Origin of the sequence: Pseudomonas parafulva (assembly GCF_000800255.1) — a bacterium.
Taxonomy (GTDB): domain Bacteria; phylum Pseudomonadota; class Gammaproteobacteria; order Pseudomonadales; family Pseudomonadaceae; genus Aquipseudomonas; species Aquipseudomonas boreofloridensis.
Genome location: NZ_CP009747.1, coordinates 2,322,412 through 2,346,032 on the forward strand (window position 1 = coordinate 2,322,412; position 23,621 = coordinate 2,346,032).

At 64.0% G+C, this 23,621-nt stretch carries 21 protein-coding genes and 1 pseudogene; 14 read left to right on the plus strand and 8 right to left on the minus strand.

Annotated features, from left to right (window positions below; all coding sequences use genetic code 11):
- Positions 1-18 precede the first annotated feature (18 nt).
- Positions 19-879, minus strand: a complete 861-nt coding sequence (locus NJ69_RS09820; RefSeq protein ID WP_039578540.1) for a LysR substrate-binding domain-containing protein — start codon at positions 877-879, stop codon at positions 19-21.
- A 111-nt stretch (positions 880-990) separates the two neighbouring features.
- Here NJ69_RS09820 and NJ69_RS09825 point away from each other — a divergent pair, with 111 nt between their 5' ends.
- Both NJ69_RS09825 and phnX read left to right on the plus strand, forming a co-directional pair.
- Positions 991-2,097, plus strand: a complete 1,107-nt coding sequence (locus NJ69_RS09825) for a 2-aminoethylphosphonate--pyruvate transaminase (protein WP_039578543.1) — start codon at positions 991-993, stop codon at positions 2,095-2,097.
- 32 nt (positions 2,098-2,129) lie between these two features.
- Complete coding sequence (phnX, locus tag NJ69_RS09830; RefSeq protein ID WP_039578544.1) at positions 2,130-2,957, plus strand: phosphonoacetaldehyde hydrolase; 828 nt, start codon at positions 2,130-2,132, stop codon at positions 2,955-2,957.
- Positions 2,958-3,024: 67 nt separating this feature from the next.
- On the opposite strand, the gene NJ69_RS09835 is transcribed toward phnX, so the two are convergent.
- Positions 3,025-3,585, minus strand: coding sequence for an NADPH-dependent FMN reductase (locus NJ69_RS09835; protein ID WP_039578546.1), 561 nt, complete (start codon positions 3,583-3,585; stop codon positions 3,025-3,027).
- 154 nt (positions 3,586-3,739) lie between these two features.
- Between NJ69_RS09835 and NJ69_RS09840 the strand changes: the two genes are divergently transcribed.
- On the plus strand, positions 3,740-3,958 hold the full coding sequence (locus NJ69_RS09840; RefSeq protein WP_029614166.1) for a hypothetical protein: 219 nt from the start codon (positions 3,740-3,742) through the stop codon (positions 3,956-3,958).
- A gap of 32 nt (positions 3,959-3,990) precedes the next feature.
- Here the strand turns inward: NJ69_RS09840 and dnaQ are convergent, their stop codons facing one another.
- From dnaQ to NJ69_RS09865, 5 genes are all read right to left on the minus strand, one after another.
- Positions 3,991-4,683 (minus strand): DNA polymerase III subunit epsilon, encoded by a 693-nt coding sequence (gene dnaQ, locus NJ69_RS09845; protein WP_052192219.1) that lies wholly within the window; start codon positions 4,681-4,683, stop codon positions 3,991-3,993.
- 147 nt (positions 4,684-4,830) lie between these two features.
- Positions 4,831-5,616 carry an SDR family NAD(P)-dependent oxidoreductase gene (locus NJ69_RS09850; RefSeq protein ID WP_240326850.1) on the minus strand — a complete coding sequence of 262 codons (786 nt, stop codon included), beginning with the start codon at positions 5,614-5,616 and terminating at the stop codon, positions 4,831-4,833.
- A gap of 11 nt (positions 5,617-5,627) precedes the next feature.
- Positions 5,628-6,404, minus strand: coding sequence for an alpha/beta fold hydrolase (locus NJ69_RS09855; RefSeq protein ID WP_039578552.1), 777 nt, complete (start codon positions 6,402-6,404; stop codon positions 5,628-5,630).
- 99 nt (positions 6,405-6,503) lie between these two features.
- The gene (rnhA, locus tag NJ69_RS09860) at positions 6,504-6,950 is read right to left on the minus strand and encodes a ribonuclease HI (protein ID WP_039578555.1); all 447 of its coding nucleotides are present in this window, start codon (positions 6,948-6,950) and stop codon (positions 6,504-6,506) included.
- 46 nt (positions 6,951-6,996) lie between these two features.
- Positions 6,997-7,755, minus strand: coding sequence for a methyltransferase domain-containing protein (locus NJ69_RS09865; RefSeq protein ID WP_039578558.1), 759 nt, complete (start codon positions 7,753-7,755; stop codon positions 6,997-6,999).
- Positions 7,756-7,841: 86 nt separating this feature from the next.
- Between NJ69_RS09865 and gloB the strand changes: the two genes are divergently transcribed.
- The 9 genes and pseudogenes from gloB to NJ69_RS09910 all read left to right on the plus strand — a co-directional run bounded on the left by gloB (position 7,842) and on the right by NJ69_RS09910 (position 20,390).
- Positions 7,842-8,621, plus strand: coding sequence for a hydroxyacylglutathione hydrolase (gene gloB / locus NJ69_RS09870; RefSeq protein WP_039578561.1), 780 nt, complete (start codon positions 7,842-7,844; stop codon positions 8,619-8,621).
- A 100-nt stretch (positions 8,622-8,721) separates the two neighbouring features.
- Positions 8,722-10,154, plus strand: a pseudogene (locus NJ69_RS09875) (transglycosylase SLT domain-containing protein).
- Positions 10,155-10,287: 133 nt separating this feature from the next.
- Positions 10,288-12,117 (plus strand): extracellular solute-binding protein, encoded by a 1,830-nt coding sequence (locus NJ69_RS09880; protein WP_052192088.1) that lies wholly within the window; start codon positions 10,288-10,290, stop codon positions 12,115-12,117.
- Entirely contained in the window at positions 12,114-13,955 is a 1,842-nt protein-coding gene (locus tag NJ69_RS09885) for an extracellular solute-binding protein (RefSeq protein ID WP_039578564.1), read from the plus strand. The genes NJ69_RS09880 and NJ69_RS09885 overlap by 4 nt, the downstream gene beginning before the upstream one ends.
- Position 13,956: 1 nt before the next feature.
- The gene (locus NJ69_RS09890; protein ID WP_039578567.1) at positions 13,957-15,030 is read left to right on the plus strand and encodes a microcin C ABC transporter permease YejB; all 1,074 of its coding nucleotides are present in this window, start codon (positions 13,957-13,959) and stop codon (positions 15,028-15,030) included.
- A 1-nt stretch (position 15,031) separates the two neighbouring features.
- Positions 15,032-16,051, plus strand: a complete 1,020-nt coding sequence (locus tag NJ69_RS09895) for an ABC transporter permease (RefSeq protein ID WP_039578570.1) — start codon at positions 15,032-15,034, stop codon at positions 16,049-16,051.
- A 1-nt stretch (position 16,052) separates the two neighbouring features.
- Positions 16,053-17,660 carry an ABC transporter ATP-binding protein gene (locus tag NJ69_RS09900; protein WP_039578573.1) on the plus strand — a complete coding sequence of 536 codons (1,608 nt, stop codon included), beginning with the start codon at positions 16,053-16,055 and terminating at the stop codon, positions 17,658-17,660.
- A 43-nt stretch (positions 17,661-17,703) separates the two neighbouring features.
- Complete coding sequence (locus NJ69_RS09905; RefSeq protein ID WP_039583224.1) at positions 17,704-18,177, plus strand: GNAT family N-acetyltransferase; 474 nt, start codon at positions 17,704-17,706, stop codon at positions 18,175-18,177.
- A 167-nt stretch (positions 18,178-18,344) separates the two neighbouring features.
- Positions 18,345-20,390, plus strand: coding sequence for a hybrid sensor histidine kinase/response regulator (locus tag NJ69_RS09910; protein ID WP_039578576.1), 2,046 nt, complete (start codon positions 18,345-18,347; stop codon positions 20,388-20,390).
- A gap of 11 nt (positions 20,391-20,401) precedes the next feature.
- Here NJ69_RS09910 and NJ69_RS09915 read toward each other — a convergent pair whose 3' ends face one another.
- Positions 20,402-21,334 carry a helix-turn-helix domain-containing protein gene (locus NJ69_RS09915; RefSeq protein ID WP_029612099.1) on the minus strand — a complete coding sequence of 311 codons (933 nt, stop codon included), beginning with the start codon at positions 21,332-21,334 and terminating at the stop codon, positions 20,402-20,404.
- 324 nt (positions 21,335-21,658) lie between these two features.
- Between NJ69_RS09915 and oxdA the strand changes: the two genes are divergently transcribed.
- Positions 21,659-22,744 (plus strand): aliphatic aldoxime dehydratase, encoded by a 1,086-nt coding sequence (gene oxdA / locus NJ69_RS09920; RefSeq protein WP_039578580.1) that lies wholly within the window; start codon positions 21,659-21,661, stop codon positions 22,742-22,744.
- Positions 22,741-23,619, plus strand: coding sequence for a transporter (locus tag NJ69_RS09925; RefSeq protein WP_029612096.1), 879 nt, complete (start codon positions 22,741-22,743; stop codon positions 23,617-23,619). Before oxdA ends, NJ69_RS09925 begins: the two co-directional genes overlap by 4 nt.
- Positions 23,620-23,621 lie beyond the last annotated feature (2 nt).

The window sequence follows — 23,621 nt, forward strand, 5'->3', positions numbered from 1 at the left end:
TCTGCCCCGCCACCGCCTTCACGTACCGGCCAATGCCATGAACGCCTGGATCAGGCGCAGCTCGCGTCGGCGCTCCAGGCAGCCCACCCAGTGCTGATTGACCAGCCCCTCGCCCGTCAGACACAACGCTACCAACCTGGGGTCATGGGACAACTCGGTGGACGACACCACGCCGATCCCCAATTCAGCGGCCACGGCTTCGTTGACCGCCTCGCGACTGCCCAGCTCCAGCAACACCTGGGGTTGGATTCCGGCCACGGCGCAGGCCTTGTCGAAGGTGCGGCGAGTGACCGAACTCGGCTCGCGCAGCACCATGACCTGTTGCTCCAACGCGGACAGCGGCAGCGCCTGCTGCGAAACAGCCCAGCGGTGGCCGACCGGCAGCAGCACGCAGAGTCGCGACTGACACAGCGGCTGCAGGTACAGCCCCTTGCGCGGCTCGGTTTCAGTCAGTACAGCGACATCGACATGCTCGCCCAGTAGCGCCGCGAGGGTGTCCTGGGCATTGCCCAGGCGCAGGTTGACGCTGATACCCGGATAGCGCTCACGCAATTTAGCCAATATGGGCATCACCCGATGCGGTCCATCGGCGGCCACCTCCAGGCGCCCACTCAACAACTGGCGATTGGCCTCGAGCATGACCTGGGCTTCCTCGGCCAAGCCGAACATCGCTCGCGTGATAGCTGCCAGCCGCGTGCCCTCCTCGGTCAGTTCCACGCGCCGGGCAGTGCGTCGTAACAACGTGATCTGGTAATGCTCTTCGAGCGCCTTGACGTGTCCGGTCACCGCGGGCTGGCTGATGAACAGACGCTCTGCTGCGCGAGTGAAGCTGCCCTCACGCGCAACGGCGTCAAACGCACGAAGCTGAAACAAATTCATAACTATCGGCCTTACTTATAGCTGGGATACCTACAAACAATTTGATTGATAGGGCTCACCATTGCAACCTGACCACGTCGATTTTTGGCCCCTGCCTCCCGAGGTTGCACAATGCGCGATGCCCCGATTCTTCTCACCCCAGGCCCATTGACCACCACTGCGCGCACGCGCCAGGCCATGTTGATGGACTGGGGCTCTTGGGACGCAGACTTCAACACCAGGACAGCCAGCGTGTGCGAACAGTTGCTGGGCATTGTTCAAGCTAGCGCCAGTCACTGCTGCGTTCCCCTGCAAGGCAGCGGCACCTTCGCCGTCGAAGCGGCCATCGCCACCTTGGTGCCCCGCGACGGCAAGGTGCTGGTACTGATCAACGGGGCCTATGGTGAGCGCTTGGCGAAGATCTGCCAGGTGCTGGGTCGTCGCTTCACGCCAGTGCGCAGCGACGAGGTTCGACCGACCTGCGCTGCCGAGGTTGATCGTCTACTGGCCGACGACCCCACGCTGACCCATGTGGCGCTGATTCACTGTGAAACCAGCACCGGCATCCTCAACCCGCTGGTCGACATCGCCGAGGTGGTCGCCGCACATGGCAGTGGCCTGATCATCGACGCCATGAGCTCGTTCGGCGCACTACCCATCGATGCCCGTCAGGTCCGCTTCGAGGCGCTGATCGCCGCCTCGGGCAAATGCCTGGAGGGGGTGCCGGGAATGGGCTTCGTCCTCGCCGAGAAACACGCACTGAGTGCTGCGGCGGGCAACGCCCAATCCCTGGTTCTGGACCTGCACGACCAGTACCAGTACCTCGCGCGCACGGGCCAATGGCGCTTCACACCACCGACGCACGTGGTGGCCGCATTGCATGCGGCGCTTGAGCAGTACCAGCAAGAAGGAGGATTGGCTGCGCGCCATGCTCGCTATCAGGAGAACTGCAGGATCCTGATCGAGGGCATGGCCACGCTGGGCCTGCGCAGCTTCCTCCCAAGCGCCTGCCAGGCACCGATCATCGTCACCTTCCACGCACCCCGAGATGCCCGCTTTCAGTTCAAGGATTTCTACGAGCGGGTCAAAGCCAAAGGTTTCATCCTCTACCCCGGCAAGCTGACCGAGGTCGAGACGTTCCGCGTTGGCTGCATCGGCGCAGTCGGCCCCACGCAGATGCACGCCGCGGTCGATGCTGTCGCCCAGGCGTTGCGCGACATGCATGTCGTGGATATCTGAACCCTGCCCCCGAACCCCAGGACACCCCCTCAATGAACTACCGCAACCCGACACACCTGCAAGCGGCGATCCTCGACTGGGCCGGTACCGTCGTCGACTTCGGCTCATTCGCGCCCACCCAGATCTTCGTGGAGGCATTCGCCGAATTCGGTGTTCACCTGTCCATCGAAGAGGCCCGCGGCCCCATGGGCATGGGCAAATGGGACCATATCCGCGCCCTGTGCGATCTTCCACAGATCGCCGAGCGCTATCGCCGAGCCTTCGGCCGCACGCCGACGGACAATGACGTCACAGCCCTCTACGAGCGCTTCATGCCTTTGCAGATCGAGAAGATCGCCGAGCATTCGGCGTTGATACCGGGTGCACTGGATACCATTGGCGAACTGCGGCGCGCCGGGCTGAAGATCGGCTCCTGCTCCGGTTACCCGAAGGTGGTGATGGACAAAGTGGTGGAACTGGCGGCGCGCAACGGCTACATCGCCGACCACGTCGTGGCCACCGACGAAACGCCCCAGGGCCGCCCATGGCCAGCCCAAGCCCTGGCCAATGTGATCGCCTTGGGTATCGAGGATGTAGCGGCCTGCGTGAAAGTCGATGATACGCTGCCGGGCATTCTCGAGGGACGTCGCGCCGGTATGTGGACCGTGGCGCTGGTCTGCTCCGGCAACGCGCTGGGGCTGACCTGGGAGCAGTACCAGGCCCTTGAGCCGCAACAACTGGATGAGGCGCGACAGCGCATTCACGCCCAATTCGAAAGCGCACGACCGCACTATTTGATCGATACCCTCAACCAGTTGCCAGAGGTGGTGGCCGATATCAACGGGCGCCTGGCCGAAGGGGAGATGCCACAGGCGTGCTGAAGGCGTCCGAAGGTAAAGCGGCAGGCGGATCGAACCGCTGCCGCTTCACCTGCCGCAACCCGAACCCTCAGACCGCGCGGTTGAGCTTCACCCACGAGGCGAATTTGTCGATGAAGCCCTGCAGGAACGGCCGGGTCTTGTCATTGAGCTTGCCGGCCTCGTCGAACAGGGTCGCCGCCCCACCAATGTAGGCCTCGGGCATCTGCATGCAAGGCATGTCGAGGAACACCAACGCCTGACGCACAGCGTGGTTGGCGCCAAAGCCACCGATCGCACCCGGCGACACACTCACCACCGCCGCAGGCTTGCCACTCCAGGCACTCTGACCATAGGGCCGTGAGCCCACGTCGATGGCATTCTTGAGCGCACCCGGCACGGAGCGGTTGTATTCCGGGGTCACGAACAAGACCGCATCACAGCGGCGGATCTCATCGCGAAAGCGCTGCCAGGGTTGTGGCGCACCCGCTGCCTCGACGTCCTCGTTGTACAGCGCCAGATCGCCGATTTCGACGATTTTCAAGGAAAGGCTGGACGGTGCCAGCTCAGATAGAGCACGTGCAACCTTGCGGTTGTAGGAGTCCTTGCGCAGGCTCCCGACAACGACCGCGACCGAATAGACCTGACTCATGGCAATGCATCCTCTGCGGGGTAAGGGGGACTGTGTAGTTATAGATGACCGTGTTTCCCGGCCAAGGTTTTTTTCCGCCGCAGGAAAACTTCCCACCCTCCTCGTTTGTCTATGGCTACAGATATTTCTCCATATTTCAGAGGTTTCAATCCACATGGCAGCAGTAATGGTCGGCCAATTCCATGCCCGCGACGCCGAAGGCCGCATCTACCCGGTGCACGAGTTCCAGGAATCGACCTTGCAGCCGGACGGCAGCACGTTGGGCTCGCCGATCACCACCTACCGCCTGGCCATCGGCGATCGCGTCAACTACTTGGGCGAGGATCGCTTCGAGCTAGCTCAGAGCGGCGTGGAGATCGTGCGCATTCCGTGAACAGCGGTGCCCAAGCCTGGACAAAGTGACGTTCAGGCTTCGCTCAGTGTTTCCCACAGGGCCGGCCCACCGGCCGACTTGGCAATGGCCGCCAGGCGCTCGGCATGGGCCTGTAACTCCCCATCGCTGGCCATGACCACCCTACCCGGCTGGCGCCCGACGATACGTCGGATTTCGCTACCCGAGCGGCCTTGACCATCGTCCTCCTCACCGCCCTGCCCAGCCAGCGACAGGCTGGTCTGGCCACCGGTCATCGCCAGATAGACGTCCGCCAGCAATTCCGAGTCGAGCAACGCGCCGTGCAGGTCGCGGCCGGAGTTGTCGATGCCATAGCGCTTGCACAGGGCATCGAGGCTGTTGCGCTGGCCCGGATGACGGGCCCGCGCCATCATCAGGGTGTCGAGAATGGAGCAATGCTGAGCGATGTCGGCACGGTCGTCCTGGCCCAGCAGCGCGAATTCGTTGTTGATGAAACCAACGTCGAACGCTGCGTTGTGGATGACCAACTGCGCGCCCTTGATGTAGTCGAAGAATTCTTCGGCCACATCGGCAAAACGCGGTTTGTCGAGCAGGAAGGTATCGGTGATGCCGTGCACGCCAATGGCGCCCTCGTCGCTTTCGCGATCAGGCTGCAGGTAGACGTGGAAGTTGCGGCCGGTCAGGCGCCGGCCGATGACCTCGACGCAACCGATCTCGATGATCCGATGGCCTTCGCTGACCGGCATACCGGTGGTTTCGGTATCGAGGACGATCAGGCGGGTGTTCTGCTGATCCACGCGGGGCTCCAAGCGACATCTGGGAAAGCCGGCGAGTATACAACAAAGCGACCACGGGCTCGGCACCCGTGGTCGCCTGTTCCCACCACCCTGGCGTCAGTTCTGCACGCTCTGCACGGAGCCGCCATCGACGCGCAGGTTGCTGCCGTTGATGAACGATGCGCGATCGGACACCAGCAAGGCGATGGCCGCTGCCACCTCTTCGGGTTTGCCACGGCGCTTCTGAACGATGCCGGGGCGCTCTTCGTCGAGGAAGCTCTTGATCGCCTCCTCGAAGCTTTCGCCGCGCTCCTGCGCACGCTGCTCCATCATGCCATCGGTCATGCCGGTTTCGATGAACGCCGGTGAGACCGTATTGCACAGCACCCCGTGGGCCGCTTCCTTGTAAGAGAGGTTCTTGATGAACGCGGCCAGGGCTGCTTTGGCGACGTTGTACACCGCCTCTTCCCAGTAAGGCTGCACTGCGTTTTCCGACGTGATGCACACCAGACGTCCCCAGCCGCGCTGACGCATCGGTGGGATGGCGGCGCGGGCGATGCGCACGGCGCTGAAGAAATCAGTGGACCAAGCCTCTTCGTAGTCCTCGTCGGACAACGCCAGCGGATCGCCCTTGGCACCAGTGACACCGGCGGTGTGCACCACGATGTCCACCTGCCCAAAGTGCGCTTCGGCCTGACGAATCAGGCCGTCGACCTCGGCTTGGTCGGTCATGTCCGCAGCAATGAGCAGCGGCTCACCACCGATGCCTGCGGTTTCTTTTTCCAGGTGATCCTGGTCCTTGTCCGTCAACACCAATCGCACACCCTCTTCGGCCAGCAGGCGCGCGGTCGCCAGACCAATGCCTCCTGCCGCGCCGCTGATCAGGGCTACACGCTTAGTCAAACCTAGATCCATCACATCTCTCCTCGGGCACTGTCATCAGCGATACGGCGAACGAATTCAAGCATGCGTTCGGCCAATTCACGGGGTGTCTGCAGCGGCATCAGATGACCGGCTTCAGGCAAGGTCAGCAGCGTGCTGTCTGGGAAATGGGCCAGCGTGGTGCGCTGTTGCGCTGGGGCATCCGGCACCTGCGCATCGTCGGCGCCGCAGACCAGCAACGTCGGATACGGCAGTTCGCCGATCCGATCGCTCCAGTCCTCGCGACTGCCGTGGTCGACCCAGGCACGCCAAGCGTCGAGGTTCACCGATTGGGCGTCGGCGATGGCTACCTCACGCAGGGCATCGGGCAAGCGGTGAAAGCTGGACTCATCGACGAACTGTTCGGCTTCGACCCGCGAGGCTTGATAGCGTCGCTGGCGGTCGCGATCGGCCTCGCTCATCGGCTGCGGACCAGGCGGTGACGGCGCTACCAGCACCAAGCCTTGCAGATAGTCGGGACGGCGGGAGGCCAGGGCCACCGCGACCTTGCCGGTCATCGAATGACCGACAAGAACGCAGCGCTCGATGCCCAGCGCACGTACGCTGGCATCTACCTGATCGGCCATCTCGGCCACCGAATAGCCGCTGACTCCATGGGCATCGCCAAAGCCTGGCGTGTTGAGAGCCACACAGGCGTGCTCACGGTCGAGGAACGGCAGCGTGGGACCCCAGGTGCGATGGGAGCCGCCTAGAAAATGCATCAACACCAAAGTGATCGGGCCTGAGCCCTGTTGGCTGTAGGGGAGCATCGAACGCCGCCTCATGGGATTTCTCAGTGGAGAGCGAGGCGGCTTGGAGAGTTCATTTCTTTGACAGTCAAGGGCGGGCACGCCCGCCCGTGGGGTGGTTCAGTGCTGTGCACGGACCTCATCGACGCCACGGTTGGCCAACTGGTCGGCGCGTTCGTTGCCCGGATGGCCGATATGGCCGCGGACCCATTTCCAGGTCACCTTGTGCCGATTGACCTGTTCGTCGAGCAACTTCCACAGGTCGGCATTCTTCACCGGTTCCTTGGTGGCGGTCTTCCAGCCGCGCTTCTTCCAATTGGGCATCCACTCGGTGATGCCTTTCATCACGTATTGCGAATCGGTGGTCAGGACCACCTCGCACTCGCGTTTGAGCGCCATCAGCGCGCAGATCGCGGCCATCAGTTCCATGCGGTTGTTGGTGGTGTCGCGCTCGCCGCCCCACAGCTCCTTCTCGACACCCTTGTAGACGATCAGGGCGCCCCAGCCGCCCAGGCCGGGATTGCCCTTGCAGGCACCATCGGTGTAGATCTCGACGCTATCGCTCATGTACCGCCTTCGTTCGCTTGCAGGTTAAATAGCGCGGACACTCCGCTCAGGGCTCGCTGTGACGGCGATTGACCTTGGCCAGCGGCAGCGGCAACAGCTTGCCCATCGGTTCGCGACGCTCCAGCGGCAAGGGCCGCAACCCCACCACCACCTTGCGCGCCACCAGCAGATAAACGCCGCCGCCGGCCACCTGCCAGCGCCCGGCCGTCCGCTCCCAACCCGCCAGGCGCTGCTGCCAGGCCGGTGAGGAAAGCGGCGGACGATAACACCCGAAGCGGCGTTTCTCCAGCGCGAAGCCCAGCAGGTTCAGCCAGTCGCCCAGGCGCGAAGGCGAGATGCAGCGCGCCTTGCGCAGTACCCCGCGACCGAGCAGATGGCGGGCGCCCCAGGCACTCCAGGGATTGATGCCGACGATCAGCAGATGTCCGCCCGGACGCACCGCGCTGGCGGCCTGGCGCAGCAGACCATGGGGCGAGAGGCTGAAATCCAGACCATGCTGCAACACCACCACGTCGGCGGCATGCTCGGACAGCGGCCAGGCCTGCTCCTCGCAAACGATCTCGACACCGGGCAGTGGCGCGCCCAAGCGGACGTTGCGCTGCACTTTCAGCGCCTGGGGGGGCGCATCGGCACAGGGGCCGTAGTGCACCAGAAAGCCGCCGAAGAAGCGCTCCAATTCGTCCTCGAGCAGTTTCCCCTCCTCCTTGAGCATCAGCTGACCCAAAGGCCCGGCGAACCAGTCGCGGGCCAGGCTGATCAGTTCGACCCACTCGGGGTTGGCCTGGGCAAAGGCTTGATCGGTCATCGCATTCTCCCTCGAAGGTTTCGTCGGCCGCGCCATCGCGGCTAAGATGCCCTCATCTCCCACGCCAGATGATTCGGAACCGCACAATGATACAGATCGAAGCCCTTCGCGCTTTCTCCGACAACTACATCTGGTTGTTACAGGATACTGCCAAACGCCACTGCGCGGTGGTCGACCCCGGCGACGCCGCACCGGTGCTGGCGTGGCTGCAGGCGCATGGCGACTGGACGCTCACCGACATTCTCATTACCCACCACCACAACGACCACGTCGGTGGCGTGCAACAACTCAAGCAGGTCACCGGCGCCAGCGTCCATGGCCCGGCCCACGAAACCATTCCTGGGCGCGATGTGGCGCTGGACGACGGCGACACGGCGACGGTGCTCGGCATCACGTTCGAGGTGCTCGCCGTGCCGGGGCATACCCTCGGCCACATCGCCTTCTACAGTGACCGCACGCCAACGCCGCTGCTGTTCAGCGGCGACACGCTGTTTGCCGCCGGCTGCGGACGGATGTTCGAGGGCACGCCCGAGCAGATGCAGCCCGCCTTGCAACGCCTGGCCAGCCTGCCAGAGAGCACCGAGGTGTACTGCGCCCACGAATACACTTTGAGCAACCTGCGTTTCGCCAGGGCCGTGGAGCCGAGCAACGCCGATATCCAACGACGCTTCGAAGAGGTCATGCAGTTGCGTGCGCAGCAGCGCATCACCCTGCCCTCGTCCATTGCGCTGGAGCGCCTGACCAATCCTTTTCTTCGCACCGCTGTAACATCCGTTAAACAAAAAGCGGACGAATGGAAAGGCAGCCCCAACAATAGCCAGATAGCGGTCTTCGCTGCGCTCAGGGCCTGGAAAGACAGCTTCTGATCGCCCGTCCTAAGGTCGCAGAAAGACATCCAAGGTTGACCCATCCGGGTGCGGTTTCTAGAATCGCCGAAATTTTTTGCCCGGAAAAATGTGTACGCCGATGTCTTCACGTAGCCGCCGCACCGCTCATTCCGCCGCCCTGACGCGTCTGGCACAAGTCAGCGCCCTGGCCCTGGCCGCCACCTTGGTGGGCTGTCAGAGCACCCGTCAGGTGGAGGAAACCGACAGCGTTCGCGCGCATAACTACCAGGCGCGGCTCAAGCACAGGCCAGCCCCGCTGGTGATCAAACCGGTCGAGCAGAAGGCCCCGACGACGTCTGGGAGCGTATGCGCCAGGGCTTCGTGCTGCAGGACAGCATCGACGTCAACCCGCGTATCGAACAGCAGCGGTTGTGGTTCGCCAGCAACCCGAGCTTCCTGGAAACGGCCGGCGAACGCGGCAGCCTGTACCTGCATTACATCGTCGAGCGTCTGGAAGAGCGTGGCATGCCGCTGGAGCTGGCACTGCTGCCGGCCATCGAGAGCGCCTACAACCCGATGGCCTACTCGCGCGCCCATGCCGTGGGCCTGTGGCAGTTCATCCCCTCCACCGGCCGTCACTTCAACCTGCGCCAGACCAACTTCTACGATGGCCGTCGCGACATCACCGCCTCGACCAACGCGGCGCTGGATTACCTGACGCGCCTGCACGACATGTTCAACGGCGACTGGCTGCTCGCCCTGGCCGCCTACAATGCCGGCGAAGGCACGGTCAGCCGGGCGATCGAACGCAACGAACGGCTCGGCCTGCCCACCGATTACTGGAACCTGCCGCTGCCCCAGGAAACCCGTGACTACGTGCCCAAGCTGCTGGCACTGTCGCAGGTGGTGCTGACCCCGCAGGCCTATGGCGTAAACCTCAGCCCCATCGCCAACGAGCCCTATTTCGAAGCGGTGGTCATCAACGACCGCCTCGACCTGACCCGCGTCGCCGCCTTTGCCAACATCGACGAAGACGAGTTGATCCAGCTCAACCCCGCCTTCAAGAAACGCATGACCGTCGATGGTCCGCAGCAATTGCTGGTGCCCACCGCCAAGGCTCGGTTGCTGACCAGCAGCCTGTCCAACCTCAAGCCTGAACAGCTCCTGAGCCTGCAACCGAACAAAGCGGTGTTCCAGGCCGCCCTGGCCGAGGCCAAGGCCCCCGCCGCCACCAGCAGCTACCGGGTCAAGCGGGGCGACAACCTGGGCGCCATCGCCAAGGCCAACCGCGTGTCGGTCAAGGACATCCAACGCTGGAACCGCCTGTCCGGCACCAGCCTCAAGGCTGGGCAGGTGCTCGCCCTGCGTGGCGCCAGCGCCCCCAGCGCTGCCGCCAGCCGCGTAGCCGCAGCTCAGCAGCGCTCGACCCAGTACAAGGTGCGCAAGGGCGACTCCTACTACCTTGTAGCCAAGCGTTTCAACGTCGAGATGAAGCACCTCAAGCGCTGGAATCCGCGTACCGGCCAGGCGCTCAAGCCCGGCCAGACCCTCACCGTCTACCTCGGACGCTGAACCGCGCCAGCCCAGGGCGGGTGCGCGGCGATGAGCCGCCGCAGCCGCCCCGGGCCCTACCCTTTTTCCATTGCAGACAAGCTGTTACTGTACGCCGGACCAAGCCCAACGCCGCCTCGACCGGATCCCAGACTTGATAAGAACTTTCCTCCTGTCATTGAGCCTGGCCTTGAGCTTTCCCGCAGTCGCGACAGTGAGCGAAAGCCACGGTTATGCGCAGTTCGGCACGCTCAAGTATCCGGCCAGCTTCACCCATTTCGACTGGGTCAACCCGCAGGCGCCCAAGGGCGGCACCTTGCGAGCCATGGCATTCGGCACCTTCGATACCCTCAACCCCTACACCTTCAAGGGCACCAGCCCGGTCTCAACGCCCAATTTCCAGCAGTACGGCGTCAGCGAGCTTAACGAGACGCTGATGATCGGCACTGGCCAGTACGACCCTTCCGGCGACGAGCCCACCTCCAGCTACGGACTGATCGCCCGCTCGGTCGAATACAGCGAGGATCGCAGCTGGGTGGTGTTCAACCTGCGACCTGAAGCACGCTTCCACGACGGCCACCCGATCACTTCGGCCGACGTCGCCTTCTCGTACCGCACCTTGCTCAAGCAAGGCCATCCGCTGTACCGCACCAACCTGCAGGAGGTGCAGCGCGTCGATATCCTCGGCCCGCTGCGGATCCGCTTCGTCTTCAAGCGTGCCGGCAATCCGTTGCTGATCCTGCGCCTGGGTGAAATGCCGGTGCTGCCCAAGCACTACTGGCAAGGCCGCGACTTCGAGGCCACCACGTTCGAGCCGCCGCTGGGCAGCGGGCCGTATCGGATCAGCGAAGTGCAGCCCGGCAGGCGCCTGGTGTTCACTCGGGTCAAGGACTACTGGGGCAAGGACTTGGCGGTCAACCGTGGCAAGTACAATTTCGACCGCGTCGAATTCGAGTTCTACCGCGACGCCACCGTCGCCTTCGAGGCATTCAAGGCCGGCGAATTCGACATCTACATCGAACACCAGGCCAAGAATTGGGCCAACGGCTACAACTTCCCGGCCATCCGTCGCGGCGAAGTGATCCAGGCGCAAATTCCACACCGGATCCCGACCCAGACCCAAGGCCTGTTCATGAACACCCGCCGCGAAGCCTTCGCCGAGCCCAAGGTGCGCCAGGCCCTGGGGCTGATGCTCGATTTCGAATGGACCAACCGTGCCCTGTTCAGCAGTGCCTACCGACGTGCCACCAGCTACTACCCCAACAGCGAATTCGCGGCCACAGGCCTGCCCACCGGCAAAGAGTGGTTGCTGCTTTCGCCCCTGCGCGATCAGCTACCGGCCAAGCTGTTCACCGAGCCCTACCAGGTCAGCCAGACCGACGGCCGCGGTATCGACCGCCAGACCTTGCGCAAGGCGCTAAGCCTGCTCGCTGAGGCGGGCTGGAAGCTCGACGGCCAGCGCCTGGTGGATGCCAAGGGCCGCCAGATGCGCCTGGAGCTGCTGCTGGTGAATCCCAACCTGGAACGCATCCTGCAGCCCTATGTCGAAAACCTCTCGAGCATCGGCATCGATGCGCGCCTGCGCACCGTGGACCGTGCCCAGTACAAACAACGGCTGGACCAGTTCGACTTCGACATGATTCTGATGACCTTGAACCAGACGCTCAGTCCAGGCCTGGAACAGTGGCAGTACTTCCACTCCAGCCAGGCCTCGGTCAAGGGCAGCAAGAACTACGCCGGCATCGACGATCCCGTGGTCGACCTGCTGCTCGATACGCTGATGGCCGCGCGCACCCGCGACGACCAGGTCGCCGCTGCCCGCGCTCTGGACCGGGTGCTGTCCTGGCACTACTACATGATCCCGAACTGGTACCTGGACAACCATCGCCTGGCCTACCGCAACCGGTTCGCCTTCGTCACCACGCCGCCCTACACCCTCGGGCTGAACAGCTGGTGGCTCAAGACTTCGGAGAAAGCCAAATGATGCCAATGCCTCGCCTGCGCCTGGCCAGCGGCTTGCTGCTCGCCTGCCTGAGCCTCGCGGCAGCCGCCGCACCGCAGCATGCCCTCACCCTGTACGACGAACCGCCCAAGTATTCCGCCGACTTCAAGCACTTCGACTACGTCAATCCCGATGCGCCCAAGGGCGGTACCTTCCGCCAGTCCAGCTTCGGCAGCTTCGACAGCCTCAACCCCTTCATCAACAAAGGCGTGGCGGCAGACAACATCAGCAGCATCTACGACACCCTGATGCGCGCCAGCCTCGATGAGCCCTTCACCGAGTATGGCCTGGTCGCCGAACGCATCGAGAAAGCGCCGGACAACAGCTGGGTGCGTTTCTATCTGCGGCCCCAGGCGCGCTTCCACGACGGCCACCCCATGCGCGCCGACGACGTGGTGTTCAGCTTCGAGGCGCTGACCAAACAAGGCGCGCCGCTGTACCGCCAGTACTACAGCGACGTGGCCGAGGTGATCGCCGAAGACCCGCTGCGCGTGCTGTTCAGGTTCAAGCACACCAACAACCGCGAGTTGCCGCTGATCCTCGGGCAATTGCCGGTGCTGCCCAAGCACTGGTACGCCGAGCGCGACTTCACCCGCGGCAACCTGGAAATTCCACTGGGCAGCGGGCCGTACAAGGTGGCCGAGGTCAAGGCCGGACGCTCGATCCGTTACGAGCGGGTCAAGGACTACTGGGCCAAGGACCTGCCGATCAACCGCGGTCAGTTCAACTTCGACGCCATGACCTTCGATGCCTATCGCGACACCGCCGTGGCCCTGCAAGCGCTCAAGGCCGGCCAGTTCGACTACGGCCTGGAAGTCAGCGCCAAGAACTGGGCCACCGCCTACAACGTCCCAGCCGTGCGCGACGGTCGACTGATCAAGGAAGAGCTGCCCAACGGCAACCCCGTGGGCATGCAGGGCTTCATCTTCAACCTGCGCAAGCCGGTGTTCCAGGATATCCGCGTGCGCCAGGCACTGAGCCTGCTGCTGGATTTCGAATGGACCAACAAACAGTTGTTCAATGGTGCCTACACCCGCACCGGCAGCTATTTCGAGAACTCGGAAATGGCCGCCAAAGGCCTGCCTTCGGCCGATGAGTTGAAGGTTCTCGAACCGCTGCGCGGCAAGGTGCCCGAGCAGGTCTTCGATCAGGCTTTCCACAACCCGGTCAGCGACGCCAGCGGCATGATTCGCGAACAACAGCGCAAGGCGTACCAACTGCTGACTGAAGCCGGCTGGAAGATCGAGAACGACAAGATGGTCGATGCCCAGGGCAAGCCGGTGTCCATCGAGTTTCTCCTGGCCCAGACCGAATTCGAGCGTGTTCTACTGCCGTTCAAACGCAACCTGGCAGACCTGGGCATCGACCTGAGCATCCGCCGTGTAGACGTCTCGCAATACGTCACCCGCCTGCGCTCGCGCGACTTCGATATGATTGTCGGCGGCTTCCCCCAATCCAACTCGCCGGGCAATGAGCAGCGCGAATTCTGGACCAGCGCCGCCGCCGACAACCCAGGCAGCCGCAACTTCATCGGCCTGCGCGATCCGGCCATCGACCAACTGGTCGAGGAACTGATCAACGCCGAATCGCGCCAGAGCCTGATCGCCCACACCCGGGCGCTGGACCGCGTGCTGCTGTGGGGCTACTACGTGATCCCCAACTGGCACATCAAGACCTGGCGCGTGGCGTACTGGAACCACCTCGGCCATCCGAAGGTGTCGCCCAAGTACGACATCGGCCTGGACACCTGGTGGATCAAGCCCGACGTCACGCCAGCGGTGAGCGAAGCACCCGCCACCCCTGCCGCAGAGGCGAACTGACATGCTCGCCTACATCCTGCGGCGCCTGCTGCTGATCGTCCCGACGCTGTTCGGCATCCTCATCATCAACTTCATCATCGTCCAGGCGGCCCCCGGTGGTCCGGTCGAACAGATGATCGCCAAGCTCGAAGGCTTCGACGGCGCCACCAGCCGCATCGCTGGTGGCGGCGCCGAAGTGTCGGTGGCCGGTTCCAACTACCGCGGCGCGCAAGGCCTGGACCCGGCGCTGGTCGCCGAGATCGAGCGCATGTACGGCTTCGACAAGTCCGCGCCCGAACGGCTGTGGATCATGGTCAAGAACTACGCCCAACTCGACTTCGGCGACAGCTTCTTTCGCGATGCCCGGGTCATCGACCTGATCGCCGAGAAGATGCCGGTGTCGATTTCGCTGGGGCTGTGGAGCACGCTGATCATGTACCTGGTGTCGATCCCGCTGGGCATCGCCAAGGCGGTGCGCCACGGCAGCCACTTCGACGTCTGGACCAGCTCGGCGATCATCGTCGGCTATGCCATCCCCGCGTTTCTGTTCGCCATCCTGCTGATCGTACTGTTCGCCGGCGGCAGCTACTTCGACTGGTTCCCGCTCAGGGGCCTGACCTCGAACAACTTCGAGCAGTTGTCTGCCACCGGCAAGGTGCTGGACTACTTCTGGCACCTGGTGCTGCCGATCACCGCGCTGGTGATCGGCAACTTCGCCACCATGACCCTGCTGACCAAGAACAGCTTCCTCGACGAGATCAACAAGCAGTATGTGGTCACCGCCAAGGCCAAGGGCCTGAGCCGTACCCGCGTGCTCTACGGTCACGTGTTCCGCAATGCCATGTTGCTGGTGATCGCCGGTTTCCCCTCGGCGTTCATCGGCATCTTCTTCACAGGTTCCCTGCTGATCGAGGTGATCTTCTCCCTCGACGGTCTGGGCCTGATGAGCTTCGAGGCCGCGATCAATCGCGACTACCCGGTGGTGTTCGGCACCCTGTTCATCTTCACCCTGCTGGGGCTGGTGGTGAAACTGATCGGCGACCTCACCTACACCTTGGTCGATCCGCGCATCGACTTCGCCAGCCGGGAGCACTGACATGGCCCTCTCTCCCCTCAATCGCCGGCGCTTCGAGCGCTTCAAGGCCAACCGTCGCGGCTGGTGGTCGCTGTGGCTGTTCCTGATCCTGTTCGGCCTGAGCCTGGGTGCCGAGCTGATCGCCAACGACAAACCGATCGCCGTGCACTACGACGGCCAGTGGTACTTCCCGGCCTTCAAGCGCTACCCGGAAACCACCTTCGGTGGCGAGTTCCCGCTCGAAGCCAACTACAAAAGCCCGTACGTGCGCGAACTGCTGAGCAAGAAGGACAGCTTCGTGCTCTGGGCACCCATTCCCTTCAGCTACCAGAGCATCAACTACGACCTGAAAGTGCCGGCACCGGCGCCACCGTCGGCCGATAACCTGCTGGGCACCGACGACCAGGGTCGCGACGTGCTGGCACGGGTCATCTACGGCTTCCGCGTGTCGGTGCTGTTCGCCCTGACCCTGACCCTGGCCAGTTCCATCGTCGGCGTGATCGCCGGCGCCCTGCAAGGCTTCTACGGCGGCTGGGTGGACCTGGCGGGCCAACGCTTCCTGGAAATCTGGTCGGGCTTGCCGGTGCTGTACCTGCTGATCATCCTCGCCAGCTTCGTGCAACCGAACTTCTGGTGGCTGCTAGGCATCATGCTGCTGTTTTCCTGGATGAGCCTGGTGGACGTAGTGCGTGCCGAGTTCCTGCGCGGCCGCAACCTGGAGTACGTGCGCGCCGCCCGAGCCCTGGGCATGCGCAATGGCCCGATCATGTTCCGCCACATCCTGCCCAACGCCATGATCTCGACCATGACCTTCATGCCGTTCATCCTCACCGGCGCCATCGGCACGCTCACTGCGCTGGACTTCCTCGGCTTCGGCCTGCCCGCCGGCTCGCCATCGCTGGGCGAACTGGTGGCTCAGGGCAAGTCCAACCTGCAGGCGCCCTGGCTGGGCATCAGCGCCTTCGCCGTGCTGGCCGTGATGTTGAGCCTGCTGGTGTTCATCGGCGAATCCGCCCGCGACGCCTTCGACCCGAGGAAATGACATGAGCCAAGACACCCTGATCGAAGTCCGCGACCTGGCGGTGGAGTTCGTCAACGGCGAACAGGTCAACCGCGTGGTCGATGGCATCAGCTTCGACATCCGCAAAGGCGAAACCCTGGCCCTGGTCGGTGAGAGCGGCTCGGGCAAGTCCGTCACCGCCCACTCGATCCTGCGCCTGCTGCCCTACCCACTGGCGCGCCATCCCAGCGGCACCATTCAGTACGCTGGCAAAGACCTGCTGCACCTGGGCGAAAAGCCCATGCAGCGCATTCGCGGCAATCGCATCGCGATGATCTTCCAAGAGCCGATGACCTCGCTGAATCCGCTGCACTGCATCGAAAAGCAGATCAACGAGATCCTCCTGCTGCACAAGGGTCTGACCGGCAAGCAGGCCACCGCTCGCACGCTCGAGCTGCTGGAACTGGTCGGCATTCCCGAGCCACGCAAGCGCCTGAAAGCCCTGCCCCACGAACTGTCCGGCGGCCAGCGCCAGCGGGTGATGATCGCCATGGCCCTGGCCAACGAACCGGAACTGCTGATCGCCGACGAGCCGACCACGGCGCTCGACGTGACCGTGCAGTTGAAGATCCTCGACCTGCTCAAGGAACTGCAGGCACGCCTGGGCATGGCGTTGCTGCTGATCAGTCACGACCTCAACCTGGTGCGCCGCATCGCCCATCGCGTGTGCGTGATGCAAAGCGGCAAGATCGTCGAACAGACCGACTGCGCCACGTTGTTCGAGCAGCCGCAGCACCCCTACACGCAGATGCTGATCAATGCCGAACCCAGCGGCGCTCCGGCCCTCACGCCGGTGGGCACGCCGTTGCTGCAGGTGGATGATCTGAAGGTCTGGTTCCCGATCAAGAAGGGGCTGTTGCGCCGCACCGTCGACCATGTGAAGGCCGTCAACGGCGTGAACTTCAGCCTGCCGCAGGGCCAGACGCTGGGCATCGTCGGCGAGAGCGGCTCGGGCAAGTCCACCCTGGGCCTGGCGATTCTGCGCCTGATCGCCAGCCAGGGCGGTATCCGCTTTCACGGTCAGTCGCTGGACAGCATGAACCAGCAGCAGGTACGACCGCTGCGCCGGGAAATGCAGGTGGTGTTCCAGGACCCCTTCGGCAGCCTCAGCCCGCGGATGTGCGTGGCCGACATCGTCGGCGAAGGCCTGCGCATCCACAAGATCGGCACGCCGGCCGAGCAGGAGGCGGCGATCATCGCAGCCTTGCAGGAGGTGGGCCTGGACCCGCAGACCCGGCATCGCTACCCCCATGAGTTCTCCGGCGGCCAGCGCCAACGCATCGCCATCGCCCGGGCGCTGGTGCTCAAGCCGGCGCTGATCCTGCTGGACGAACCCACCTCGGCGCTGGACCGCACCGTGCAGCGTCAGGTCGTGGAGCTGCTGCGCACCCTCCAGGTGAAGTACAACCTCACCTACCTGTTCATCAGCCATGACTTGGCGGTGGTCAAGGCGCTGAGCCACCAGTTGATGGTGATCAAGCAAGGGCAGGTGGTGGAACAGGGCGATGCGCAAGGGATCTTCAACGCACCGCAGCATCCGTATACCCGGCAACTGCTGGAGGCCGCGTTTTTGCAGGCGCCCGTGCGATGAGGCCAGTGATTGAGGAAGGTGAATGGCGAGTGCAGGGGGCCGCATGACCTATCGGATACGTGACACCACCCAGGATGATGCGCAGGCCATCAGCAGCGTCGTAGTTGCGGCACTGCGTATCAGCAATTCGCAGGACTACCCACCTGAGGTCATCGCCAACGTAGAGCAGCATTTTTCCGCGTCGGCGATCAAGAAGCTGATCGTCGCGCGCAGGGTCTTCGTGGCGCAAGATGATGGGCAACTCGTGGGTACGGCCAGCCTTGATGGATCGGTAGTCAGGACGGTGTTCGTAGCGCCGCACGTACAAGGGTGTGGCGTCGGCCATCGGCTGATGACGCATGTTCATAACACCGCAGTGCAAAACGGGATCAGTCGCCTGCAGGTTCCATCGTCCATCACCGCAGAGGGTTTCTACGCTCGGTTGGGCTACCACAAGCTTCGTGAAGTCATGCACGGCGCAGAACGAACCATCGTTATGGAAATCCGGTTGGATGACACCTTGCCTGATCAACCGTGATGCGCAGCCTGCACACTGCCGTACCAGAAAGATCCTCCACGACCCTGCCGAAAAAGATGGCTTAAAGCCACACCCCCACGGATCGAATACGCCCCGCTGCGGTCTGTGTCAGTATCCGTAGTGCCCACGGCACCACCGTCCCACCCGCAGCACTCTCGAGGCTCCACATGGATTCCAACGTCCCTCCGTCGCCCAGTACCAGCGACGAACCTGCCAGCGTGCTCGAACGCCTGCAATTGGCTTTGGATTCCGGTGCGGTCTCAGGCACCTGGGTATGGGACATTGCCAACAACAGTGTCACCGCCGACCTGGAGTTCTCCCGCTCCTTCGGCCTGCCCGCCGAGCGCTGCAGGGCCGGGATTCCCATCGAAGAGGCCTTTGGCTCCATCCATCCCGACGACCTCGACCGGGTGGCCGAGGAGATCCAGCGCACCCTACAGCGTGGCGGCGCCTTTCGCTGCGAGTACCGTACCCGCCGCGACGACGGCCAGTACCGCTGGATCGAAGCCAGCGGCCATGTCGAACTGGACGCGGACGGCACGCCGATACGCTTTCCCGGCGTATTGATCGACATCGAGGGTCGCCGCGCCGCCGAGGCCGAGCGCGACCGCATGTCCGCGCTGCTGCGCACCTTCGCCGCTGCCGTGCCTGGTGTGGTGTACGCCAAGGATCTGCAAGGTCGCATGCTGGTGGCCAACCAAGGCACCACCGACCTGATTGGCAAGCCGCCGGAGTTCTACCTGGGCAAGACCGACCTGGAGTTCCTCGAAGACAAGGAGCAGGCACGCCAGGTGATGGCCACCGACCAGCGCATCATGCGCGAAGGCAAGGCGCAGCAAGTGGAAGAACGGGTCGACCTGGCAGACGGTACCGTGACCATCTGGCTGTCGCACAAGGCGCCGCTGTTCGACGACCACGGCAAGGTGATCGGGCTGATCGGCTCGTCCATCGACGTCACCGCCAAACAGGCCGCCGAGCAGGCGCTACGTGAGCTCAACCGCACCCTCGAGGCACGTATCAGCGAAGCGGTGGCGCAGAGCGAAGCGGTTCAAGCGGCGCTGAGTCAGGCGCAGAAAATGGAGGCCGTCGGCCAACTCACCGTGGGCATCGCCCACGACTTCAACAACCTGCTGGCCGGCATCACCGGCAGTCTCGACCTGATCCGCCTGCGCCTGAACCAGGGCCGTACCGCAGACCTGGAGCGCTACGTATCAGTGGCCCACACCGCTGCCCAGCGCGCAGCGGCCCTCACCCACCGCTTGCTGGCGTTTTCCCGCAAACAGACGCTGCTGCCGGTGCCCACCGACATGAACGCGCTGATCGGCGGTATCGAAGAGCTGATCCAGCGTACCGTCGGCCCCACGGTCAACGTCACCGTCGACCTCAGCCCTACCCTGAAGACCTGCCTGGTCGACCCGGTGCAGTTCGAAAACGCCCTGCTCAACCTGTGCATCAACGCCCGCGACGCCCTGCCGGGCAGCGGCAACCTCAGCATCCGCACCGCCGCACGCACCCTGCTCGGCGCGCAGGACGGCGGCGACAGTCTGCCTGCCGGCAATTATCTGTCCATCGTGGTGGAAGACGACGGCATCGGCATGGACGCTGCGACCCTGGCCAAAGCCTTCGACCCCTTCTTCACCACCAAGCCGGTCGGCCAGGGTTCGGGGTTGGGATTGTCGATGATCTATGGCTTCGCCAAGCAGTCCGGCGGACAGATCAGCCTGGAATCCGAACCCGGCCAGGGCACCCGCGCCTGCCTGCTGCTGCCGGTACACGACACCCAGCCGCTGGCCGCGGGCGAACCCTTGCCGTCGCTGGCGCTGCCCGACCGTGAAGCCAGCAGGAACATCCTGGTGGTCGACGACGAGGCCTCGGTGCGTGCCTTCGTGACCGAAACCTTATCGGCCCTGGGCCACGTGGTCATCGAAGCGGCCGACAGCAAGGCGGGTCTGCAGTTGCTGCAATCGAACATCCCCATCGACCTGCTGGTAACCGACATCGGTCTGCCCGGCGGCATGGACGGTCATTGCATGGCGCTGGAAAGCCGCAAGTACCGGCCGGGATTGCCGATCCTGTTCATGACCGGCTATGCCCACCCGGAGTTGCTGGAGAGTTCCCCGCTGCGCAGCCAGTGTCCGGTACTGAGCAAACCGTTTTCCCTGGAAGCCCTGGTGCAGCAGGTGCACGCCTTGAGCTACACGGCCTCGTCCTGAGCGCGCACGCGTCACTCACGCTTGAGCAGCGTGCAGGGTGCGACACCGAAGGCTTTGCGAAACGCATGGCTGTAATGTGAGAAATCGCTGAAGCCATAGTCCAGCGCCGCTTGCGAGATGCTCTTGGCCTCACCCCGCTCGAGCGCTCGACGGCTGCCTTCCAGGCGCTCCTTCCAGATGGCCGCGGCTGGAGTCTTCTGGTGGCGGGCAAAGGCGCGGGTCACCGTGCGTGTGGAGACGTGGTGCGCCTGGGCGATGCGCTCCAGGCTCAGTTCGGGGTCGGCCAGGTGTTGACGGATGTAGTGCATTACCCGCCCATGCAGATCCAGCTCGGCATGGGTGATGGTCAGGTCCTGCCATTCCAGGCTCAGCACCAGCAGGTCCAGCAGCGTTTCAGCATAGCGCGCGCTCAGCGCGCCCTCGCCCAAGGTGCCGTGGCTGGCGGCTTGCTGAAGCATGGCGCGCAGCGGCAACACGCCCGGCCGGTGCGCGTCCAGCACCGTGGCGGTGCGTTGCTCGATGCCGGGCACCCGCGACGCCAGCCAGTGCCGGGGAATGCGCAGCAGGTGATTTTCGGTACCACCCAGACTGAAACGGAAACGCTGGTCTGCGTCGTAAAGAAACAAATCGTCCGCCGCCAGCCGGGCCTGACGCCCGCCTTGCTCGAACTGTCCATAGCCTTGGCGGGTGAACCCCAGCCATAGATCGTCGTTTGGATCGCTGCGGACGTGATCCTGCTCGCGGGCCCAATGATGCAGCGGCGCCGACAAGGTATACAGCTCCAGCGGACCGATGCCCTTGACCCCCAGCGTGCCCTGGAAATCGCTCTGCGACGCCGGTTCGCTGTCCGCCTTCAGGCAGTGCTGGCAGACCACGTCGCGCCAGTAGTCGAAACGGCGCGGCGCCTCCACGGCAAGGGTCGAGTAGCGATTCGAATCAGGCATGGCTTGGACCTCGAACGGCGCGGTGCAGCGTGTGGAGTGGAGTGACGCGAGTACAGGGGCAGCAAGTTTCACGCCAGCGCCGCAAGGCCGCACAGTCCATCGCCCAACGCTGAAAGCCGCACCCTTCTGGTGCTTGCCGCCAGTTCCAGCCCCATGCGGGTACAGCGCCCGGACGCTGTCCTTCCCAACCAACAGGTTGTCCCGACCGACCAAGCGGCGCGCCCAGACGCTGCCTAACGTTTAGCCGACGCCGGGCGCATCCCGGCGCCGCAAGGCTGCGTGCACAGCGCCTGATGACAACCAAGAAGAATAAGGAGCCGCCCCATGGAATCCGCAATCGACAAGCATCTGAAATGTCCCAGGACGCTTTCGCGTCGGGTCCCCGACCAGTACCAGCCGCCCTTCCCGATGTGGGTGGCGCGCGCCGGCGAAGAGCTGCGCCAGGTGGTGATGGCTTACCTGGGTGTGCAGTACCAGGGCGAAGCACAAAAAGCCGCGGCGCTGGCTGCCCTGCAGCACATCGTCGCCAGCTTCGCCCTGAGCGATGGCCCGCTCAACCACGACCTGACCCACCACACCGACAACAGCGGCTACGACAATCTGATCGTGGTCGGCTACTGGAAGGACCCCGCCGCGTACTGCCGCTGGCTGCGCAGCAGCGAGGTGGATGGCTGGTGGTCGGCCGAGGCACGCCTGCACGAGGGCCTGGGCTACTTCCGCGAGGTGGTGGCGCCGCGCGCCGAGCAGTTCGAAACCCTGTACGCCTTCCGCGAAGACCTGCCAGGTGTCGGCGCGGTGATGGACAGCACCAGCGGCGAGATCGAGGAGCACGGCTACTGGGGCTCGATGCGCGACCGCTTCCCAGCGTCGCAGACCGACTGGATGGAGCCTGACGACGAACTGCGCATCCTCAGCGGCGACCCGGCCAAGGGCGGTCGGGTGATCGTCGGCGGCCACGACAACATCGCGCTGATCCGCTCCGGGCAAGACTGGGCCGAGGCCGGCCCCGAGGAGCGCTCGCTGTACCTGGACGAAATCCTTCCCACCCTGGAGGCCGGCATGGACTTCCTGCGCGACAACGGCGCGCCGCTGGGCTGCTACAGCAACCGCTTCGTGCGCAACATCGACCTGCAGGGCAACCTGCTCGACACCAGCTACAACATCGGCCACTGGCGCTCGGTGGAAAAGCTCGAACGCTGGGCCGAATCACACCCCACCCACCTGCGCATCTTCGTCACCTTCTTCCGCGTGGCCGCCGGCCTGCAGAAGCTGCGCCTGTACCACGAAGTGTCGGTCAGCGATGGTCGTCAGCAACTGTTCGAGTACATCAACTGCCATGCCCAGACCGGCATGCTGCGCGATGCCAAGCCCGCGCCCCAGGCGTGCCCGGCACAGGCGAACGCCTCATGAACGCGGCCAACTCCACCCTGCGCCTGCTCGGCCTGGGCCTGCTGCTGCCAGGGGTTGCAGCGAATGCCGTGGAAGTGGCGCCCGGCGACTATGAACAGTACCCGGTCGGCGCCACCATCGGCGCGATCTACTACCAGCATTCGAGCACCAACGCGCTATATGCCCAGGACCACAAGGTCAGTTCCGATTTCAAGCTGCGCTCGGACATCGGCATCCTGCGTCTGCTGCACGTGATCGCCCTGAGCGACACGGTGACCCTCGACCCGCAGTTCCTGCTGCCCTTCGGTCACGTTTCCGGGCATGGCGACGCCTCCCCCCTGGGCAGCGCCGACGGCATCGGCGACCTGATCCTGGCGGCACCGGTCAAGCTGCGCCTGAACGACGCCCGCGACACCTTGAGCCTGACCCCCTACCTGTTCGTGCCGACGGGCAACTACGACCGCGACGATCCGCTGAACATCGGCGAGAACCGCTGGAAGTTCGAACTGCAAGGCGCCTACGTCAAGCACTTCGACGAGCACTGGGCCTTGGACCTGGTCGGTGGCGCCACCTGGTACGGCGACAACGACGACTACGGCCCAGCCAGCCAGCGTCTGGAGCAGGACGTGTCCTACGCAGCGCAGATCATGGCCCGCTACATGCCGGATGCCGCCACCACCTTCGCCATCGGCGTGGGCCACACCTGGGGCGGCGAGACCGAAATCGAGCAGTTGAACCAGGACAACCGGCTCGGCACCACCAACCTGCGCCTGACCGCCACCCGTTTCGTCACCCCCAAGGACCAGGTGCAGGTGCAACTGGGTCGCGACCTGGCGGTGGAAAACGGGCCCAAGGAAGACCTGCGCGTGAATCTGCGCTATGCGCATATTTTCTGATC

Coding starts and splice junctions, on each gene's coding strand:
- NJ69_RS09825 (WP_039578543.1), top strand. CDS start 991: ATGCGCGATGCCCCGATTCTTCTCACCCCAGGCCCATTGACCACCACT.
- NJ69_RS09820 (WP_039578540.1), bottom strand. CDS start 879: ATGAATTTGTTTCAGCTTCGTGCGTTTGACGCCGTTGCGCGTGAGGGC.
- NJ69_RS09905 (WP_039583224.1), top strand. CDS start 17,704: ATGACCTATCGGATACGTGACACCACCCAGGATGATGCGCAGGCCATC.
- NJ69_RS09910 (WP_039578576.1), top strand. CDS start 18,345: ATGGATTCCAACGTCCCTCCGTCGCCCAGTACCAGCGACGAACCTGCC.
- NJ69_RS09855 (WP_039578552.1), bottom strand. CDS start 6,404: ATGCTCCCCTACAGCCAACAGGGCTCAGGCCCGATCACTTTGGTGTTG.
- NJ69_RS09890 (WP_039578567.1), top strand. CDS start 13,957: ATGCTCGCCTACATCCTGCGGCGCCTGCTGCTGATCGTCCCGACGCTG.
- NJ69_RS09885 (WP_039578564.1), top strand. CDS start 12,114: ATGATGCCAATGCCTCGCCTGCGCCTGGCCAGCGGCTTGCTGCTCGCC.
- NJ69_RS09895 (WP_039578570.1), top strand. CDS start 15,032: ATGGCCCTCTCTCCCCTCAATCGCCGGCGCTTCGAGCGCTTCAAGGCC.
- gloB (WP_039578561.1), top strand. CDS start 7,842: ATGATACAGATCGAAGCCCTTCGCGCTTTCTCCGACAACTACATCTGG.
- NJ69_RS09915 (WP_029612099.1), bottom strand. CDS start 21,334: ATGCCTGATTCGAATCGCTACTCGACCCTTGCCGTGGAGGCGCCGCGC.
- NJ69_RS09900 (WP_039578573.1), top strand. CDS start 16,053: ATGAGCCAAGACACCCTGATCGAAGTCCGCGACCTGGCGGTGGAGTTC.
- dnaQ (WP_052192219.1), bottom strand. CDS start 4,683: ATGCCGGTCAGCGAAGGCCATCGGATCATCGAGATCGGTTGCGTCGAG.
- oxdA (WP_039578580.1), top strand. CDS start 21,659: ATGGAATCCGCAATCGACAAGCATCTGAAATGTCCCAGGACGCTTTCG.
- NJ69_RS09835 (WP_039578546.1), bottom strand. CDS start 3,585: ATGAGTCAGGTCTATTCGGTCGCGGTCGTTGTCGGGAGCCTGCGCAAG.
- NJ69_RS09925 (WP_029612096.1), top strand. CDS start 22,741: ATGAACGCGGCCAACTCCACCCTGCGCCTGCTCGGCCTGGGCCTGCTG.
- phnX (WP_039578544.1), top strand. CDS start 2,130: ATGAACTACCGCAACCCGACACACCTGCAAGCGGCGATCCTCGACTGG.
- NJ69_RS09840 (WP_029614166.1), top strand. CDS start 3,740: ATGGCAGCAGTAATGGTCGGCCAATTCCATGCCCGCGACGCCGAAGGC.
- rnhA (WP_039578555.1), bottom strand. CDS start 6,950: ATGAGCGATAGCGTCGAGATCTACACCGATGGTGCCTGCAAGGGCAAT.
- NJ69_RS09865 (WP_039578558.1), bottom strand. CDS start 7,755: ATGACCGATCAAGCCTTTGCCCAGGCCAACCCCGAGTGGGTCGAACTG.